The 17,685-nt window shown below is 60.8% G+C and carries 15 protein-coding genes and 2 tRNA genes; 5 read left to right on the top strand and 12 right to left on the bottom strand.

What is annotated here, in order from left to right; translation table 11 throughout:
- Nucleotides 1-60: 60 nt before the first annotated feature.
- The gene (locus tag BM193_RS29135; protein WP_254786329.1) at nucleotides 61-933 is read left to right on the top strand and encodes a PEP-CTERM sorting domain-containing protein; all 873 of its coding nucleotides are present in this window, start codon (nucleotides 61-63) and stop codon (nucleotides 931-933) included.
- A 52-nt stretch (nucleotides 934-985) separates the two neighbouring features.
- Here the strand turns inward: BM193_RS29135 and BM193_RS20180 are convergent.
- The 6 genes from BM193_RS20180 to BM193_RS20155 form a co-directional block, all read right to left on the bottom strand.
- Nucleotides 986-1,060 (bottom strand) — tRNA-Arg (locus tag BM193_RS20180).
- 94 nt (nucleotides 1,061-1,154) lie between these two features.
- A tRNA-Pro gene (locus BM193_RS20175) sits at nucleotides 1,155-1,231 on the bottom strand.
- An 81-nt stretch (nucleotides 1,232-1,312) separates the two neighbouring features.
- Nucleotides 1,313-2,650, bottom strand: coding sequence for a phosphoglucosamine mutase (gene glmM, locus BM193_RS20170; RefSeq protein WP_092799294.1), 1,338 nt, complete (start codon nucleotides 2,648-2,650; stop codon nucleotides 1,313-1,315).
- Nucleotides 2,651-2,690: 40 nt separating this feature from the next.
- Nucleotides 2,691-3,524, bottom strand: coding sequence for a dihydropteroate synthase (gene folP / locus BM193_RS20165; RefSeq protein ID WP_092799296.1), 834 nt, complete (start codon nucleotides 3,522-3,524; stop codon nucleotides 2,691-2,693).
- A gap of 114 nt (nucleotides 3,525-3,638) precedes the next feature.
- The gene (gene ftsH, locus BM193_RS20160) at nucleotides 3,639-5,519 is read right to left on the bottom strand and encodes an ATP-dependent zinc metalloprotease FtsH (RefSeq protein WP_092799298.1); all 1,881 of its coding nucleotides are present in this window, start codon (nucleotides 5,517-5,519) and stop codon (nucleotides 3,639-3,641) included.
- Nucleotides 5,520-5,721: 202 nt separating this feature from the next.
- Entirely contained in the window at nucleotides 5,722-6,405 is a 684-nt protein-coding gene (locus BM193_RS20155; RefSeq protein ID WP_092799300.1) for an RlmE family RNA methyltransferase, read from the bottom strand.
- Between the two features lie 42 nt (nucleotides 6,406-6,447).
- On the opposite strand from BM193_RS20155, the gene BM193_RS20150 reads away from it, so the two are divergent.
- Nucleotides 6,448-6,918 carry a YhbY family RNA-binding protein gene (locus BM193_RS20150; RefSeq protein ID WP_010397237.1) on the top strand — a complete coding sequence of 157 codons (471 nt, stop codon included), beginning with the start codon at nucleotides 6,448-6,450 and terminating at the stop codon, nucleotides 6,916-6,918.
- 122 nt (nucleotides 6,919-7,040) lie between these two features.
- Here BM193_RS20150 and BM193_RS20145 read toward each other — a convergent pair whose 3' ends face one another.
- From BM193_RS20145 to BM193_RS20120, 6 genes are all read right to left on the bottom strand, one after another.
- Complete coding sequence (locus tag BM193_RS20145) at nucleotides 7,041-7,484, bottom strand: DUF4149 domain-containing protein (protein ID WP_175533358.1); 444 nt, start codon at nucleotides 7,482-7,484, stop codon at nucleotides 7,041-7,043.
- Nucleotides 7,484-7,960: a transcription elongation factor GreA gene (gene greA / locus BM193_RS20140; protein ID WP_034757428.1), complete on the bottom strand. Its 477-nt coding sequence runs from the start codon at nucleotides 7,958-7,960 to the stop codon at nucleotides 7,484-7,486. Before greA ends, BM193_RS20145 begins: the two co-directional genes overlap by 1 nt.
- A gap of 168 nt (nucleotides 7,961-8,128) precedes the next feature.
- On the bottom strand, nucleotides 8,129-11,365 hold the full coding sequence (gene carB, locus BM193_RS20135; protein ID WP_092799304.1) for a carbamoyl-phosphate synthase large subunit: 3,237 nt from the start codon (nucleotides 11,363-11,365) through the stop codon (nucleotides 8,129-8,131).
- Nucleotides 11,358-12,536, bottom strand: a complete 1,179-nt coding sequence (carA, locus tag BM193_RS20130) for a glutamine-hydrolyzing carbamoyl-phosphate synthase small subunit (RefSeq protein WP_092799306.1) — start codon at nucleotides 12,534-12,536, stop codon at nucleotides 11,358-11,360. Before carA ends, carB begins: the two co-directional genes overlap by 8 nt.
- 459 nt (nucleotides 12,537-12,995) lie before the next feature.
- Nucleotides 12,996-13,400 carry a GlcG/HbpS family heme-binding protein gene (locus BM193_RS20125; RefSeq protein WP_092799308.1) on the bottom strand — a complete coding sequence of 135 codons (405 nt, stop codon included), beginning with the start codon at nucleotides 13,398-13,400 and terminating at the stop codon, nucleotides 12,996-12,998.
- Between the two features lie 74 nt (nucleotides 13,401-13,474).
- A complete protein-coding gene (locus BM193_RS20120) occupies nucleotides 13,475-14,383 on the bottom strand; it encodes a patatin-like phospholipase family protein (protein WP_092799310.1) in 909 nt (302 codons plus the stop codon).
- A 173-nt stretch (nucleotides 14,384-14,556) separates the two neighbouring features.
- Here BM193_RS20120 and BM193_RS20115 point away from each other — a divergent pair, with 173 nt between their 5' ends.
- From BM193_RS20115 to leuA, 3 genes are all read left to right on the top strand, one after another.
- On the top strand, nucleotides 14,557-15,219 hold the full coding sequence (locus BM193_RS20115) for a hypothetical protein (RefSeq protein ID WP_092799312.1): 663 nt from the start codon (nucleotides 14,557-14,559) through the stop codon (nucleotides 15,217-15,219).
- Entirely contained in the window at nucleotides 15,216-15,503 is a 288-nt protein-coding gene (locus BM193_RS20110) for a barstar family protein (RefSeq protein WP_092799314.1), read from the top strand. Before BM193_RS20115 ends, BM193_RS20110 begins: the two co-directional genes overlap by 4 nt.
- 352 nt (nucleotides 15,504-15,855) lie before the next feature.
- Nucleotides 15,856-17,562: a 2-isopropylmalate synthase gene (gene leuA / locus BM193_RS20105; protein WP_092799316.1), complete on the top strand. Its 1,707-nt coding sequence runs from the start codon at nucleotides 15,856-15,858 to the stop codon at nucleotides 17,560-17,562.
- Nucleotides 17,563-17,685 lie beyond the last annotated feature (123 nt).

Here is a 17,685-nt window from a genome sequence, read left to right as displayed (position 1 = left end):
TAGTAATAAAGTGACAATTGAAGCATTTCTCTCAATTCGATAAGAATATGATAACGACTCTTGTGCCGGCGCCGCTGGCAAAGTCACGGGCGAGAATACGCGCCCAAGGGGAAAGAAATGCATCGAGTCCGACTGTATCTGGCCGCCAGCATCTTGACATTGTCATCCATGCAGGCTTCCGCGCAGAGTAATACGTGGCAGGAAACCCATGCCTTTACCTTCCTGGCAAGCGGAACACAAAGTAGCTGGGCGGACTATCTGGCATCGGACCAGCCGGGCGTCAGCCGCATCGCCTTTGGCAGTTACGACGAAAACAACGCCCTGCAGTCATGGGATGACGCGCTGCCCTACGAGCCGCGCCCTGCACCGAAAACCCTGCCGTATGGCGATACCATGCAGATCAGCGTAAAGGATGGCTACCGCATCACGGGATACAGCCTGCAGAGCAATGTATTCAGCGCCCACCTGGTCGCTCTGGGATGGGAGAATTACAAGGAGTACGATGAAATCTCGCCAGGATACGCCTACTCGTCGGCGACCCTGGCCGTCGAGACGCGCCTGGCCGACGGCAGCGCAATTGGCGCCGGCCAGTCGAAAACACTCTTCAATTCCAGCGGCGAGCTCCTGGTGGGCGCTTCCGGCCTGTCGCTGACACAGGATTTTTCCATCCGCTTCGATGCCATGCTGACGACGGATGCAAAGGCACAATGGGCGCACATCCGCGATCCCGATCCCTATCTTTGCTGTCATTACATCTCCAACCCCTCGCTGGCCCATGTCAGTTTGCGCGATATCATGTTGACGATTTATTCCGAACCCATCCTGTCAGCAGTGCCGGAGCCGCAGACGCATGCCATGCTGCTGGCGGGCTTGGGCTTGATCGGCTGGCGCTGGCGCAGGAAGGCCACGGCACGGGAAAAGGGGAACAGGTAGAGGATAGAGCGCGGGCATTGCGCCGCTGATGGCATTACTGGCCAGTACATACTGGTCCGCCCAGAGGGAATCGAACCCCCATTCACGGTTTAGAAGACCGTTGTCCTATCCGTTGAACGATGGGCGGAAAGGTGCAGCATTTTAGTCTATGCGCGCCAGCAATGCCAAGGCGTCGCACAATAGAAAACGGGCTGTCATTTCTGACAGCCCGCTTATGACTTTGGTCGGAGTACAAGGATTCGAACCTTGGACCCCCTGGTCCCAAACCAGGTGCGCTACCGGGCTGCGCCACACTCCGAAGACAAGATAATAACGCCCCTACTCAATTTCGTCAATTGCCATAGACGAATTAGATGGAAATAACTATCGGCGCTGGCCTTTACCCAGCCACTTTATCGGCGATGCGGCGCGCCATCGACTCGGCCTTTTCCTTATCCTTCGCCTCGACCATCACGCGGATCAGCGGTTCCGTGCCCGAAGCGCGGATCAGCACGCGGCCCGTGTCGCCCAGTTCGGCTTCGACCCGCTCCTTCTCGGCCACCATGGCGGCGTTTTTCTGCCAGTCGAAACCGGGCGCCACGCGCAGGTTGATCAGGGTTTGCGGGAACAGCACCAGTTCGGCCAGGCATTGCTGCAGGCTCTGACCACTACGCTTGAGCGCGGACAACACTTGCAACGCAGAGACGATGCCGTCGCCCGTCGTGTGCTTGTCCAGGCACAGCAAATGGCCCGAGCCTTCCCCGCCCAGGATCCAGCCCTTTTCCTTCATGACTTCCAGCACGTAGCGGTCGCCCACCTTGGCGCGCGCGAAGCCGATGCCCTGCTGCTTGAACAGCACTTCCAGCGCCATGTTGGTCATCAAGGTGCCCACGGCGCCGGCCACGGGGCCTGTCGCCACGCGGTCCTTGACCACCACGTACAGCAATTCATCGCCGTTATACAGCCGGCCCGTGGCGTCGCACATGATCAGGCGGTCGGCATCGCCGTCGAGGGCGATACCCAGGTCCGCGCCATGCTCGACCACGGCGGCGGCCATGGCCTTTGTCGCCGTGGCACCAAAGCCCGCGTTGATGTTGAAGCCGTCCGGCTTGTTGCCGATGGCAATGACTTCCGCACCCAGTTCATGGAACACGTGGGGCGCGATATGGTAGGCGGCGCCATGGGCGCAATCGACGACGATCTTCAAGCCGCGCAAATCGAGCTCGTTCGGGAAGGTGCTCTTGCAAAATTCGATGTAGCGGCCCTGGGCATCGTCGAGGCGCTTGGCGCGGCCCAGTTTTTCCGGCGCCACGCAGGACATGGGTGCGTCGAGCGCCGCCTCGATTTCCAGCTCCACGCTGTCGGGCAGCTTGGTGCCCTGGCCGGAAAAGAACTTGATGCCATTATCCTGATACGGATTATGTGAAGCGGAAATGACCACCCCCGCCGACAGGCGCAGCGCCCGCGTCAGGTAGGCGATGGCCGGCGTCGGCATGGGGCCGGCCAGCATCACGTCCACGCCGGCGGCCGACAGGCCCGCCTCCAGCGCCGCTTCCAGCATGTAGCCGGAAATACGCGTGTCCTTGCCGATCAGCACCGTCGGGCGCGCCTTGCCGCCTTGCGACTCGGCCAGCACCTTGCCGGCCGCATAACCGAGGCGCATGACGAAATCGGGCGTGATCGGGGCCGTCCCCACCAGGCCGCGGATGCCATCGGTACCAAAATATTTACGCGTCATAGTATTTCTCTTTTATTGTGTATATTATAATATTACAGGATCACTGGGCCATGCGCCAGACCTTCAGCGCATCGACGGTTTCAGCCACATCATGCACACGGATAATTTCCGCACCTTGCGCTACCGCAGCAAGGGCACCGGCGACGCTGCCAGCCAGGCGCTGCTCGACGGGGCGTCCCGTGACGGCGCCGATCATCGACTTGCGCGACAGGCCGGCCAGCACGGGCAAGCCCAGCTCGCTGCGCAACTGGCGCGTGGCGCGCAATAAAGCGTAATTCTGCTCCACCGTCTTGCCGAAACCGAAGCCGGGATCGATGCACAGGCGTTCGCGGTCGATGCCGGCCGCCGTCATGGTCTCGACCCGCTCGCGCAGGAATGCGATGACCTCGCGCACCACATCCTCGTAGTGCGGCTGGGCTTGCATGGTTTCAGGCACGTTTTGCATGTGCATGATGCACAGGGCGCAGTCGCTATCCTGCACGGCCGCGATGGCGCCCGGTGCGCGGAACCCATTGATGTCATTGATCATGTCGGCGCCGGCCAGGATGGCTTCGCGCATCACTTCAGGCTTGTAGGTGTCGATGGAGAGGGGCTTGCCGCAGTCGCGCAAGGCGTACAGCACGGGCATGACGCGCGCAAGCTCGTCCTGCAGCGGCAGCGGCGGCGCGCCGGGGCGGCTCGACTCGCCGCCGATGTCGATGATGTCGGCGCCGTCGGCAATCATCTGCTCGGCGCGCGACAGGGCAAATTCCAGGTGCTGATACTGGCCCGCATCGGAAAACGAGTCCGGCGTGATGTTCAGGATGCCCATCACCAGCGCCTGCGCGCCCGACAGGTTGAAGCCGAAACGGCCGAATTGCAAATAGTGTCGCATGTGAATCTTTGTAGTCGTCAGGGAAAGCTGGCGCGGCAACGAAAAAGGGCAAGGATCGCTCCTTACCCTCGTTCTTGCCTTACCCTTGTGCGCCGCTCGTCAGGGCGGCCGTTATCAGGCTGGCGCCGTCACGTTCGGCGAAATGCCGCCCGTGCCGCTGTCGCCCGCATTGCGGCGTGGCGGGATGACTTTCGGTGGACGCGGCTCCAGGCCGGCCATGATGTCATTGATTTGCTCGGCGTCAATGGTTTCCCATTCCAGCAAAGCCTTGGTCATCATTTCGACCTTGTCGCGATTGTTTTCCAACAAGGTGCGCGCCAGGGCGTATTGCTTGTCGAGGATGTTGCGGATTTCAGCATCGACCTTTTGCTGGGTCGCTTCCGAGATCGTCTTCGTCGCGCCGCCGAAGAAACCTTCGTTTTCACTGTCTTCGTACACCATCACGCCCATGCTGTCGGACATGCCGAAGCGGGTCACCATGGAACGGGCCAGCTTGGTGGCGCGCGAGAAATCGTTCGATGCGCCCGTGGACATCTGCCCGACGAAAATCTCTTCGGCGATACGGCCGCCGAACAGGATGGAAATTTCTTCCAGCATCTTGTCCTTGTAGGCGGACAAGTTGTCGTGTTCCGGCAGCTGCCAGGTCAGGCCCAGGGCCCAGCCGCGCGGCATGATCGTCACTTTGTGCACGGGATCGGCCTTCGGCAGCAGCTTGGCGACGACCGCGTGGCCGGACTCATGGTAAGCCGTATTGCGACGCTCTTCCTCGCGGATGATCATCGATTTACGCTCGGGACCCATGTAGATCTTGTCTTTCGCATCTTCGAAGTCCGCCATTTCCACCAGGCGCTTGCTGCGGCGTGCGGCGAACAGGGCCGCCTCGTTGACCAGGTTGGCCAGATCGGCGCCCGAGAAACCGGGGGTGCCGCGGGCCAGGATATCGGCTTTCACGTCGGTACCGATAGGCACTTTACGCATGTGCACGTTCAAGATCTGTTCACGGCCGCGGATGTCGGGCAAGCCGACGGACACCTGGCGGTCGAAACGGCCCGGACGCAGCAAGGCTTTGTCGAGCACGTCGGCGCGGTTGGTGGCGGCCACGACGATGACGCCGGAGTTCGCTTCAAAACCGTCCATCTCGACCAGCAACTGGTTCAAGGTCTGTTCGCGTTCATCGTTACCGCCGCCCATGCCGGCACCGCGGTGGCGGCCGACAGCGTCGATCTCGTCGATGAAGATGATGCACGGCGAATGCTTCTTGGCGTTTTCGAACATGTCGCGCACGCGGCTGGCACCCACGCCGACGAACATTTCCACGAAGTCGGAACCGGAAATCGAGAAGAATGGCACCTTGGCTTCGCCGGCGATGGCGCGCGCCAGCAGGGTTTTACCCGTGCCCGGAGGACCGACCATCAGCACGCCGCGGGGAATGCGGCCGCCCAGTTTCTGGAATTTGCTGGGATCCTTGAGGAAGTCGACCACTTCGTTGACTTCTTCTTTCGCTTCGTCGCAACCGGCGACATCGGCGAAGGTGACGGTGTTGCTGGCTTCATCCATCATGCGCGCCTTCGACTTGCCGAACGAGAATGCCCCGCCCTTGCCGCCGCCTTGCATCTGACGCATGAAGAAGACCCAGACGCCGATCAACAGCAGCATGGGGAACCAGGAAACAAAAATAGTTTGCAGGAAAGACGCTTCCTCGGGCGGACGCACATCGAAATGCACGCCATTGTCGCGCAGGTCGCCGATCAGGCCCTTGTCGAGGCTGGTGGCGGTGGTACGCACCTTGGTGTCGTCCATCAGCTTGGCGGTGATCGACGAACCTTCGATCACGACATCCTTGACGCGCTTGGCTTTGACTTCATCCAGCAAATCGGAATAAGCGATGGCCTTGCTGCCGCCTGTGGCGCCATGACTGTCGAATTGCTTGAACAGCATGAACAACAGCAGCAATACGACTACCCAGATGGCAGATTTGGAAAACATGTTATTCACGAAGACTCCTTGGATGCAGTGCGCATCTCTTTACCTATAGCTAGAAACACGATTTTACTCGCAATAAGCGGGCCGTGCCAAAGCCCGCCGATCCGTGCGCGCGAAAAAAATCGCGTTCACGCAAAAAAATGCAGTATAAACAATTTAGGCTTTTATGCTATTGCTCGTACAGCACTTCTCGTTCCCATGTGCGGATTCCGCCTTAAATATCAAGAGCGGAATCATCTTCTTCCACGGCATTTTTCAGCGGATTCTTGATTCCACGGCCCAGCAGGAAGATTTCCGAGGATTTATCGCGGCTGGCCTTGGGCTTTTTCTGCACCACGACCTTGAATTCGGCGCGGAATTTTTCCACGATCTGGCTGAAACCCATGTCTTTAAAGCATTTCACCAGCAAGACGCCCGATGGTTTCAAATGCAATTGTGAAAATTCGATGGCCAGGTCGATCAAGTGCTCCATGCGCGCGGCGTCCGCCGTGGCGATGCCCGACAGGTTGGGCGCCATGTCCGACAGGACCAGGTCGACCTTGCGGCCCTGCAGCACCACCTCCAGCTGGCGCAGCACGCGCGCTTCGCGGAAGTCACCCTGGATGAAGTGGAAATCGGCAATCGGTTCCATTTCCAGCATGTCCAGGCCAATCAGGGTACCATTGACCCCGCCGCCATCCTTGCCGGCCAGCTTGCGCCGCGTGTACTGGGCCCAGCTGCCGGGAGTGCAGCCCAGGTCGACGATCACCTGGCCAGGTTTGATCAGTTTTTCGTCTTCATCGATTTCTTTCAGCTTGTATGCTGCCCGGGCGCGGTAGCCCTCTTTTTGCGCCAACTTCACATAAGGATCATTTATGTGGTCGTGCAACCAGTTTTTGTTTAATTTCTTCTTTGCCATTCGCGTAGAATACTGCTTTTAAGGGAATTACTAAATATTATTATGCTAAAACTTACACCCGTAGAGCGCAGCGCACTGCGCGCCGAAGCACACGCGCTGAAGCCTATCGTCATCATTGGCGAAGCGGGCTTGACACCTGCTGTCCTCAAAGAGATCGACCTTGGCCTGGATTCGCACGGCCTGATTAAAGTCCGCGTGTTCGGCGACGACCGCGAAGCCCGCGTCGGAATGTACGATACGATTTGCGGCAATCTCGGCGCCGCCCCGGTACAACATATTGGCAAACTGCTGGTAATCTACCGTCCGAAAAAAGAAGTGGTTAAGGAGAAGGTCAGCGCCGGCAAAGGCATGCGCGAAGTGACCATCGTCAAGGCCAGCGCCAGCGGCACCAAGCGCCCCAGCGTGACGAAAGTCATGATCAAGGGCAATGAGCGCGTTACCGAAGGCGGTTCCATCAAGCGTGCCAAGCCACGTCAGAAGAGCGCCAAGAAAAGCGCACTGGGCAGCAAGTAAGCCTGTTCACCCGGCCACCGCAAGGCGGCCGGGCTTGAAACAAGAAGCGGAGCACGGGATATCCCCTGCTCCGCTTTTTTTTGGGGTCAGACCCGGCGGGTCTGACCCCGGCGGTTAACACTTTACTGCTGTTTCCAGATCAATACGCCCGCCAGCAGGCTCTGCACGGCGAAGATCACGGTCGACACGCCATGCAGCAGGCCGAAGCGGCTGCGCATGGCCTCGTCCATGAGGCCAGCCGGCACCTGCGCCTTGAGCTCGGCCATCAGCGGCGTGATGCCGAAATGACTGAGCAGCGCGCACACCAGCATGGACAGCACCAGCGCGCCCAGCAGGCGGCGGCGCTTCAGTTCCAGCACGCCAGGCGCCCATTGCAGCAAGGCCAGCAGGACCAGCGCGCACGCGATGGAGAGCCACGCTTCGGCACGGAACATGCTGCCGGCGATATTACCTGCCAGCACACGGTCGCTCAAGGTGCCGAACAGCGTGGGCGCGACAACGAAGCCGATGGTCCACAGACTGCCAGCCCACAGGGTGGCAACGAGGATGCGCAGGCGGCTCAGCATCAGATGTACAGCACTTCCAGGATTTCGTATTCGCGCGGGCCGGACGGCGCCTGCACTTCCACCACGTCGCCGGCGTACTTGCCGATCAGCGCGCGGGCGATCGGCGACGTCACGGACACCTTGTTCATTTTCAGGTCGGCTTCATCGAGGCCCACGATCTGGTACGTGACTTTCTGGCCCGATTCCAGGTCTTCCAGGTTCACGGTCGAGGCAAACACCACGCGGCCTTCCGCGTCGAGCGCGGTCGGGTCGATGATCTGCGCGGCACCCAGCTTGCCTTCGAGTTCGGCAATGCGGCCTTCGACGAAGGCCTGGCGCTCCTTGGCGGCATCGTATTCGGCGTTTTCCGACAAATCTCCGTGCGAACGCGCTTCGGCGATCGCATCGATGACGATGCGGCGTTCCTTGGTCTTCAAATGATGCAGCTCTTCCTTCAAGAGTTCTGCGCCGTATTTGGTCAATGGGACTGAGGTCATGTTATCTCTACTATCTGCTAGTTATCGGCGTCGTTGGCCATGTTTTGTCACGGTAACGGACTTACCAAGTGAAAACCACAGAGGCCGCGCGCTGCTCTGCACGGAACTCTGTGGTTGATAAGCATGCAGTGTACCGCCTAACGGCGGCCACTGCAAATGACACGCGGACTATGCTTGCTGCAGGGTCTTGTGCAAACCTTGCAGATCGTACACACGCAACTCATCCAGATGACGGATGCCTTCGACGGCCGCTTCCGCGCCGGCGATGGTCGTATAGGTCGTCACGCGCGACGCCAGGGCCGAGGTGCGGATGGCCCGCGAATCGACGATGGCGCTGCGTTTTTCTTCCACCGTGTTGATCACCAGCACGATTTCGTGGTTCTTGATCATGTCGACCACGTGCGGACGGCCTTCGATCACCTTGTTCACCGGCGTGACGGCGATGCCGGCGGCGGCGATCACGGCGGCCGTGCCCTTGGTGGCGACCACGGTAAAACCGGACTCGACCAGGTCGCGCGCCACTTGCACGGCGCGCGGCTTGTCCGATGCCTTCACGCTGATGAAGACCTTGCCCGACTTCGGCAGGTTGACGCCGGCGCCCAGCTGCGATTTCACGAACGCTTCGCCGAAGGTCAGTCCCACGCCCATGACTTCGCCCGTCGATTTCATTTCAGGGCCCAGGATGGTGTCCACGCCCGGGAACTTGACGAACGGGAACACGGCTTCCTTGACGCTGAAATACGGCGGCACGACTTCCTGCGTGATGCCTTGCGAGGCCAACGATTGGCCGACCATGCAGCGGGCGGCGATCTTCGCCAGTTGCAGACCCGTGGCTTTCGAGACGAAAGGCACGGTGCGCGAGGCGCGCGGGTTGACTTCCAGCACGAAGACGACGTCTTTCATTTCGCCGTCGATCTCTTGCTTCTGGATCGCGAACTGCACGTTCATCAGGCCGACCACGTTCAAGCCCTTGGCCATCAGCGCCGTCTGGCGTTTCAGTTCTTCAATGGTTTCCGGTGCCAGCGAGTATGGCGGCAAGGAGCAAGCCGAGTCGCCCGAGTGCACGCCAGCCTGTTCGATGTGTTCCATCACGCCGCCGATGAAGGTGGTTTCGCCGTCGGAGATGCAATCGACGTCGCACTCGATGGCGTCGTTCAGGAAGCGGTCCAGCAACACGGGCGAATCGTGCGAGACCTTGACGGCTTCGCGCATGTAGCGCTCGAGGTCGCGCTGCTCATGGACGATTTCCATGGCGCGCCCGCCCAGCACGTACGATGGACGCACCACCAGCGGGTAGCCGATTTCCTGCGCCAGCGCCAGGGCGTCGGCTTCCGTGCGCGCGGTGCGGTTAGGCGGCTGGCGCAGTTCCAGGGTGTGCAGCATCTGCTGGAAACGCTCGCGGTCTTCGGCCGCGTCGATCATGTCGGGCGAGGTGCCGATGATGGGCACGCCATTCGCTTCCAGGTCCAGCGCCAGCTTCAAAGGCGTCTGGCCGCCGTACTGCACGATCACGCCCACCGGTTTTTCGATGGCGACGATTTCCAGCACGTCCTCCAGGGTCAGCGATTCGAAGTACAAGCGGTCCGAGGTATCGTAGTCGGTGGAAACCGTTTCTGGGTTGCAGTTAACCATGATGGTTTCGTAGCCGTCTTCGCGCATGGCGAGGGCCGCGTGGACGCAGCAATAGTCAAACTCGATACCCTGGCCGATACGGTTCGGGCCACCGCCCAGCACCATGATCTTTTTCTTGTCGGTCGGATTCGATTCGCACTCTTCGTCGTAGGTGGAATACATGTACGCCGTGTCGGTCGAGAACTCGGCCGCGCACGTGTCGACGCGCTTGTAGACAGGACGGATGTTCAGCGCATGGCGCTGCTGGCGCACGGCCGTGTCGGTCGTCTGCAGCAAAAAGCCCAGGCGGCGGTCCGAGAAGCCCTTCTGCTTCAACTTGTACAGGGTGTTCTTGTCCAGGTTTTCCAGCTTCTGCGTGTCCAGCCACAGTTCCAGGTCGACGATTTCCTTGATCTGGATCAGGAACCATGGGTCGATCTTGGTCAGCTGGTGCACTTCTTCCAGCGTGAAACCCTGGGCAAACGCGTCGCCCACGTACCAGATGCGCTCAGGACCAGGCTCGCCCAGTTCTTCTTCGATCTTTTCGCGGTCCTTGGTCTTTTCGTTCATGCCGTCCACGCCCACTTCCAGGCCGCGCAAGGCTTTCTGGAACGATTCCTGGAAGGTACGGCCGATGGCCATCACTTCGCCCACGGATTTCATCTGCGTCGTCAGGTGGTGGTCGGCGGTCGGGAATTTCTCGAACGTGAAACGGGGGATCTTGGTGACGACGTAATCGATCGACGGTTCGAACGATGCCGGCGTGGCGCCGCCCGTGATTTCATTGCGCAGCTCGTCCAGGGTGAAGCCGACGGCCAGCTTGGCGGCGATCTTGGCGATCGGGAAACCCGTCGCTTTCGAGGCCAGGGCCGACGAACGCGACACGCGCGGGTTCATCTCGATGACGATCATGCGGCCATCGACAGGGTTGATCGAGAATTGCACGTTCGAGCCGCCCGTGTCGACGCCGATCTCGCGCAGCACTGCCAGACTGGCATTGCGCATGATCTGGTATTCCTTGTCCGTCAGCGTTTGCGCAGGAGCGACGGTAATCGAGTCGCCCGTGTGCACGCCCATCGGATCGAGGTTTTCGATCGAGCAGATGATGATGCAGTTGTCCGCCTTGTCGCGCACCACTTCCATCTCATACTCTTTCCAGCCCAGCAGCGATTCTTCGATCAGCAGCTCTTTCGTCGGCGACGCTTCCAGGCCGCGCTTGCAGATGGTTTCGAATTCTTCTTCGTTGTAGGCGATGCCGCCGCCGGAACCGCCCATGGTGAACGATGGACGGATGATGGTCGGGAAGCCCAGCGTGCGCTGCACGGCCCACGATTCTTCCATCGAGTGCGCCACGCCGGAGCGTGCCGAACCGAGGCCGATCTTGGTCATCGCGTCCTTGAACTTCGAGCGGTCTTCCGCCTTGTCGATGGCTTCCGGCGATGCGCCGATCAGCTCGACGTTGTATTTTGCCAGCACGCCATTGTTGAACAGGTCCAGCGCGCAGTTCAGCGCCGTCTGGCCGCCCATCGTCGGCAAGATGGCGTCAGGACGCTCCTTGGCGATGATGCGCTCGACGACCGACCAGGTGATCGGTTCGATGTAGGTGACGTCGGCCATTTCCGGGTCCGTCATGATGGTCGCAGGATTGCTGTTGACCAGGATGACTTTGTAGCCCTCTTCGCGCAGGGCCTTGCACGCTTGCGCGCCGGAATAATCGAATTCGCAGGCCTGGCCGATCACGATCGGGCCAGCGCCAATAATCAGAATACTTTTAATATCTAAACGTTTAGGCATTTTTCTTTTTCTCCTCCGCAGCCATCAGGTTGATGAAGCGGTCAAACAGGTAAGCAACATCCATCGGGCCCGGCGACGCTTCAGGGTGGCCCTGGAAGCAGAAGGCCGGCTTGTCCGTGCGGGCAAAGCCCTGCAGGGAGCCGTCGAACAGCGATTCATGGGTCACGCGGCAGTTCGCGGGCAAGGTTGCCGCGTCGACGGCGAAACCGTGGTTTTGCGAGGTGATCAAGACCTGTTTCGTTTCCAGGTCTTGCACCGGGTGGTTGGCGCCGTGGTGGCCGAACTTCATCTTCAGCGTCTTCGCGCCGGAAGCGATCGCCATGATCTGGTGGCCGAGGCAGATGCCGAAGGTCGGGATGCCCTTCTCGATCAGCTCCTTGGTCGCCGCGATGGCGTAGTCGCACGGCTCCGGGTCGCCGGGACCGTTCGACAGGAAGATGCCGTCCGGATTCAGTGCCAGGGCGTCGGCGGCCGTCGCTTGCGCCGGCAGCACGGTGACTTTGCAGCCGCGTGCCGTCAGCATGCGCAGGATGTTGCGCTTGACGCCGTAGTCGAAGGCGACCACGTGGTATTTCGCATCGGCATCGGCCAATTGGCCGTAGCCTTCGCCCAAGGTCCATTCCGTTTCGCGGTATTCATACGCCGCCTTGGCCGAGACCACCTTGGCCAGGTCCATGCCGGCCAGGCCGGGGAAGGAGCGGGCCAGTTCCAGCGCTTGGGCGCTAGATGGCTCGTTGCCTTGCGTGCCTACCAGGATGGCGCCGCCCTGCGCGCCTTTTTCACGCAGGATGCGCGTGAGCTTGCGTGTATCGATGCCGGCGATGGCGACGATATTTTCAGCTTTCAGGTAATCGGACAGGGAGAGAGTGGAACGGAAATTGGATGCCAGCAATGGCAGATCGCGGATGATGAGGCCAGCGGCGTGAACCTTGGAAGATTCGACATCTTCCGGATTGACGCCCGTATTGCCGATATGGGGATAGGTCAGGGTGACCATCTGGCGGCAATAGCTTGGGTCGGTAAGGATTTCCTGATACCCGGTCATGGAGGTGTTGAAAACAACCTCACCCGTGGTATGACCGGCGGCACCGATCGAAAAACCTTTGAAAATCGTTCCATCAGCAAGCGCTAATATGGCTGGAACGGCAGGGCCAGAAAAAAATGGCGGCAAGGGCAACTCCTGATAAAGTTACCGTAGCTGCGCCACGTCAGACCGACCGCCTAGTTACCCGAGCAAGATGCACTCAGGGCGTTTCAACGGTCATTTTGAATGAGGGGATGGGTAGTCGCTACGGTATATGTGTGATTGGCTAAACCTTTGAATTATAACCAAAAGGAAGCTTTTCCACAAGGAAGAAAATTCAGAAAGCCCGGCAATTTTTTGCGCAGCAGCATAAATCCGGCGCCCCATGAAAAAGCCGCCCGGCTTGCGCGGGGCGGCTGGTTCATTCTTCTGAATACACAATTGCGGTTATTACTTACATCACATAAATCACAGTTGACGTCACGGCACCTGGCAACACCGTAGCGGGCGGCAGTGATTTGTGGCCGGGAAGCGCAACCGTACTACAGTACGGTGAGCATCGCCGGCCGCCAAGCGCGCCGCGCAGCAGGTTTGGCCAGGCGTCCATCACACCAGGGCGGCGATACCCGCTTTGGCGATCTGCGCATCTTCCGTCGACTTCACGCCCGACACGCCGACGGCACCCAGGTGGTGTCCTTCGAACACGATGGGCACGCCGCCTTCCAGCATGCCTTCGATTTCCGGCGCGCTCAGGAACGACACGCGGCCGCCATTGATCAGCTCTTCATAGATGCGCGATTCGCGGCGGCCCAGCGCGGCCGTCTTGGCTTTGGCCGGCGCGATGTGCGCGGAAATCGGCGCCACGCCATCGAGGCGCTGCAACCACAGCAGGTGGCCGCCGTCGTCGACGATGGCGATCGTGACCGCCCAGTTGTTCTTGAGCGCTTCCGCCTCGGCGGCGGCGGCGATTTTCTTTACGTCATCCAGGGTCAAAACCGGTTTCGATTGCATGAGGCATCCTTGTTATGTTGAAGCAAAATTGTATACGAAATGCAGGACCAGAATCGCAGGACCAGCATCAGCGCCTACTGCTCGCGCTTGGCTTTCAGCTTTTGCTTGAGCTGCGCCATCACGGCAAAGGTCGCCTGCTCGCCCGCCAGGATGGCCTGGTTGCGGCTGTTGAAATCGTTGCCCTTCATGGTGCCCAGGCTGGGCTGGATGACCACGTCCGCATCCTTCAATTCAAACTGGTTGATGCGCTGGCCCATGATGGCGAAGGTTTGCATCAGCACCTCCATCGAGCTGATGGCCTTCTGGGTATCCGTTTGCGACGAGATATTCACGGCGATGATGAAATCGGCGCCCATGTCGCGCGCAAAGCGCACGGGCACGGGCGCCACCAGGCCGCCATCGACATAGGTATGGCCGGCGATCGTCACGGGCTGGAACACGCCCGGCACGGCCGACGAGGCGCGCACGGCCATGCCGGTGTTGCCGCGCTGGAACAGGATCGGCTGGCCATTTTTCAGATCGGTCGCCACCACGCCGAATGGAATTTTCAATTTTTCCAGCGGCACGCCGCCCACGGCCTTGTTGACATAGCTTTGCAGCGCTTCGCCTTTCAACACGCCGGACGACTTGCCGAACAGGGGCAAGGCCCAGTCGGAAATGGCCGCCTCGTCCATGTCGAAGGCCATCTTTTGCAGGGCGAAACCGGAGTTGCCGGCCGCGTACAGGGCGCCCACCACGCTGCCAGCGCTGGTGCCGGTGACGATGTCGGCGACGATGCCCTGCGATTCGAGCGCCTTGATCACGCCGATGTGCGCGAAGCCGCGCGCCGCGCCGCCGCCCAGCGCCAGCCCGATCTTGATCTTGCGGGGAGCGACGACGGGCTCGGGCGGCGTCAAAACTTGTACGGGTTTCGGGGCGGTGGTGTCGCAGCCGGCCAGCACGAAGGCGGCCAGGGCAAGCAGGGTCAGGCGTTTAGGGAACATAGTGGTGAAGAGAACCGCACGCGGCAGTGGCAAACAAAGGAGAGCCGATTGTAGCGCAAGCGGGACCGCCGGCACTGAAGACTGTCTTAAATGTTTATAGTGACAATTTTCACGGGAACGTGCGGCCCTGCCCTGCTGCTACACTGGCGTTTGACCCTTGCCTTCCGACCCACATGCCAGAACAATTGCAATTTGCCGACAGCCGCGCCTTGAGCGAACCATTTGCGCAACAGTTATCGCAGCAGCCGCCCGACGGCGCCCTCGCCTGGCTGACCGCCATCCTCGCCACGCAGGCGCCCGCGCTGCGCTCGTCGAACGCCATCCTGCTGGCCTACACGGGCAACCCGGCCGCCATCACCTGGATCGACGCCAATATCGGCTCGCCTGTGGCGGGGCAATGGGGCGTGGCGTCCGCCCTGCTGGCCACGCCGTGGCCACAAATCGTTGACTGGCTGCAACGCGGCGGCGCACACCGGCTGATGGCGCTCGATACCCTGCTCGCGTACCGCAAGCCCGCCGTCAACATGTCGCCATTGGAACAGATTGCCGCCCCCGTGCTGCCGCAAGCGCCCGCGCGCGCCGAACTCGACGCCGCGCTGGCCGCCTGCCTGGCGGCATCTGCCACGCCGCGCATCCAGGCTGCCGTCGCCTCGATCGACAAGCACGTGGACGAGATCCTGCGCGGCGGCCCGCGCGGCGTGGCCGTGGCCGACTTGCCGCGCCTGTACCTCGATCCGGCACCATTCCAGCATGCATCCGCCATCCTGGAACAGCACGAGGCAGTGGTCGGCGGCATGCGGCACAACCTGCAGAACTTGCTCAAGGGCATACTGTGAATCGACCGGCCCTGGTGACGATCGACTTGAGCGAGATCAACACCGCGCGCCAGCTGCACGCGGCCCTGGCGGCCGCGCTGGGATTTCCAGCGTTTTACGGCATGAACTGGGATGCCTTCTGGGATGCCATCACGGGCCTGGTGGACATGCCGCAACAGCTGGAACTGCGCGGCTGGCCAGCCTTCGCGGCACGCCTGCCCCGCGATGCGGCCCTGTTGCGGCGCTGCCTGGAACGCGCGCGGCAGGAAATGCCGAACGAGGCGGCGCATGTGCACTACATGTAAAACGGAAACGCTTGACAGCCCCGCCCCACTTCCCTTACATTGAGTGCATGTCCTCCTTCAATCATCCATCCCCTTCCCTGCTGTCGCTATCGCGACTACTACTAGCACGCGCATAAGTTTGCCGCATTGCTTCGCCTGGCCACACGCCGGCGTGTTTCAAAAACCCTGGAAGGTTTGATGATGTTTGCACCATTCCCATACGTACACGTACTCCCCGCTGCGACCGCCCCTGCCGGCATCGCGGCCGCACTGCTACCGCTACCGATCGCTTGCCTGGCCTAGTGTTGCGTGGCCGCCCGGCAAGCTTGCGCCACAACCCTTGATTTCCCCCTATCTTCAGGAGTACCCGATCATGATGTTGCAGAACCCAGCTTCCAAATACCGCGCCTTTCCTCCCGTCAAATTGACCGACCGTCAATGGCCGAACCAGATCATCAGCAAACCGCCTATCTGGATGAGCACCGACTTGCGCGACGGCAACCAGTCCTTGATCGAGCCGATGAGCGCGGAAAAGAAGCTGCGCTTCTTCGAGATGCTGATCGCCATCGGCCTGAAGGAAATCGAAGTGGGTTTCCCATCGGCATCGCAGACGGACTTCGACTTCGTGCGCAAGCTCGTCGATGAAGGCCGCATCCCGGACGACGTCACCATCATCGTGCTGACCCAGTCGCGCGAAGAGCTGATCCGCCGCACGGTGGAATCGGTCGTCGGCGCCAAGCGCGCCATCGTGCACCTGTACAACTCCGTGGCGCCCGTGTTCCGCAAGGTCGTGTTCGGCATGTCGCGCGAAGAAATCACGCAGATCGCCACCACCGGCACCACCCTGGTGAAGCAATTGGTGGCCCAGCATCCGGAAACGGAATGGGGCTTCGAATACACGCCGGAATCGTTCTCCACCACGGAACTCGATTTCTCCAAGCATATCTGCGACGCCGTCAGCGCCATCTGGAAGCCGACGCCGGCCAACAAGATGATCATCAACCTGCCATCGACCGTGGAATGCAGCACGCCCAACGTGTATGCGGACCAGATCGAATGGATGTCGCGCAAGCTGGCGCGCCGCGATGCCATCATCATCAGCGTGCACCCGCATAACGACCGCGGCACGGCCGTCGCCTCGGCCGAACTGGCCGTGATGGCGGGCGCGGACCGCGTGGAAGGCTGTTTGTTCGGCAATGGCGAGCGCACGGGCAACGTCGACCTGGTGACCTTGGCGATGAATTTGTACACGCAGGGCGTGCACCCGGGCCTGGACTTCTCCGACATCGACACGGTGCGCAAGTGCGTGGAAGAGTGCAACCAGCTGCCCGTCCACCCGCGCCACCCGTATGCGGGCGACCTGGTCTTTACGGCATTCTCCGGCTCGCACCAGGATGCGATCAAGAAAGGTTTCGCCAAGCAACAACCGGACAGCATCTGGGAAGTGCCGTACTTGCCGATCGACCCGGCCGACCTGGGCCGCAGCTACGACGCCGTGATCCGCGTCAACAGCCAGTCTGGCAAGGGCGGCATGGCGTACTTGCTGGAACAGGAATACGGCCTGGTCTTGCCGCGCCGCCTGCAGATCGAATTCTCGCGCGCCGTGCAAGCCGTGGCCGACGCCACGGGCCGCGAAATCGCCGCGCAGGATATCCATGAAATCTTCCAGAAGGAATACCTGGAGCAGACGGCGCCGTACGCCTACGCTTCGCACCGCATGGTGGAAGACACGAGCAGCGATGAATCCGTGCAAATCGACATCAGCCTGTCGCACCGCCAGGCGCCGCTGGCCCTGCAAGGCGGCGGCAACGGCCCCATCGACGCCTTCGTCAATGCGCTGGGCCTGGACATCAAGCTGATGGACTACCATGAGCACTCGATCGGTTCCGGCGCCAATGCCCAGGCCGCCTGCTACGTGGAATTGCGCCTCGACAATGGCCCGACGCTGTTCGGCGCGGCCATCGACAGCAATATCGTCACCGCCTCGTTCAAGGCCGTGCTGTCGGCCGTGAACCGCCGCATCGGGCAGACGGAAGCCGAAAAAACAACAGTAGCCGCCGTGGCAGCCAGCGCCGCCTGAGCACTCTGCGGACCTCCCGCATAGGGAAAAAAAGCGGTACGGCTTGATCGCCGTGCCGCTTTTTCATTTCTACAAGGCAATTAGTGGTGCAAATCAGGTATCGCCGATCGTATAATCGTTTCA

Source organism: Janthinobacterium sp. 344, assembly GCF_900112025.1.
GTDB lineage: Bacteria > Pseudomonadota > Gammaproteobacteria > Burkholderiales > Burkholderiaceae_D > Janthinobacterium.
Note: the sequence above shows the minus strand (reverse complement) of the source record. Positions and strands in the feature narration are given on the sequence as shown.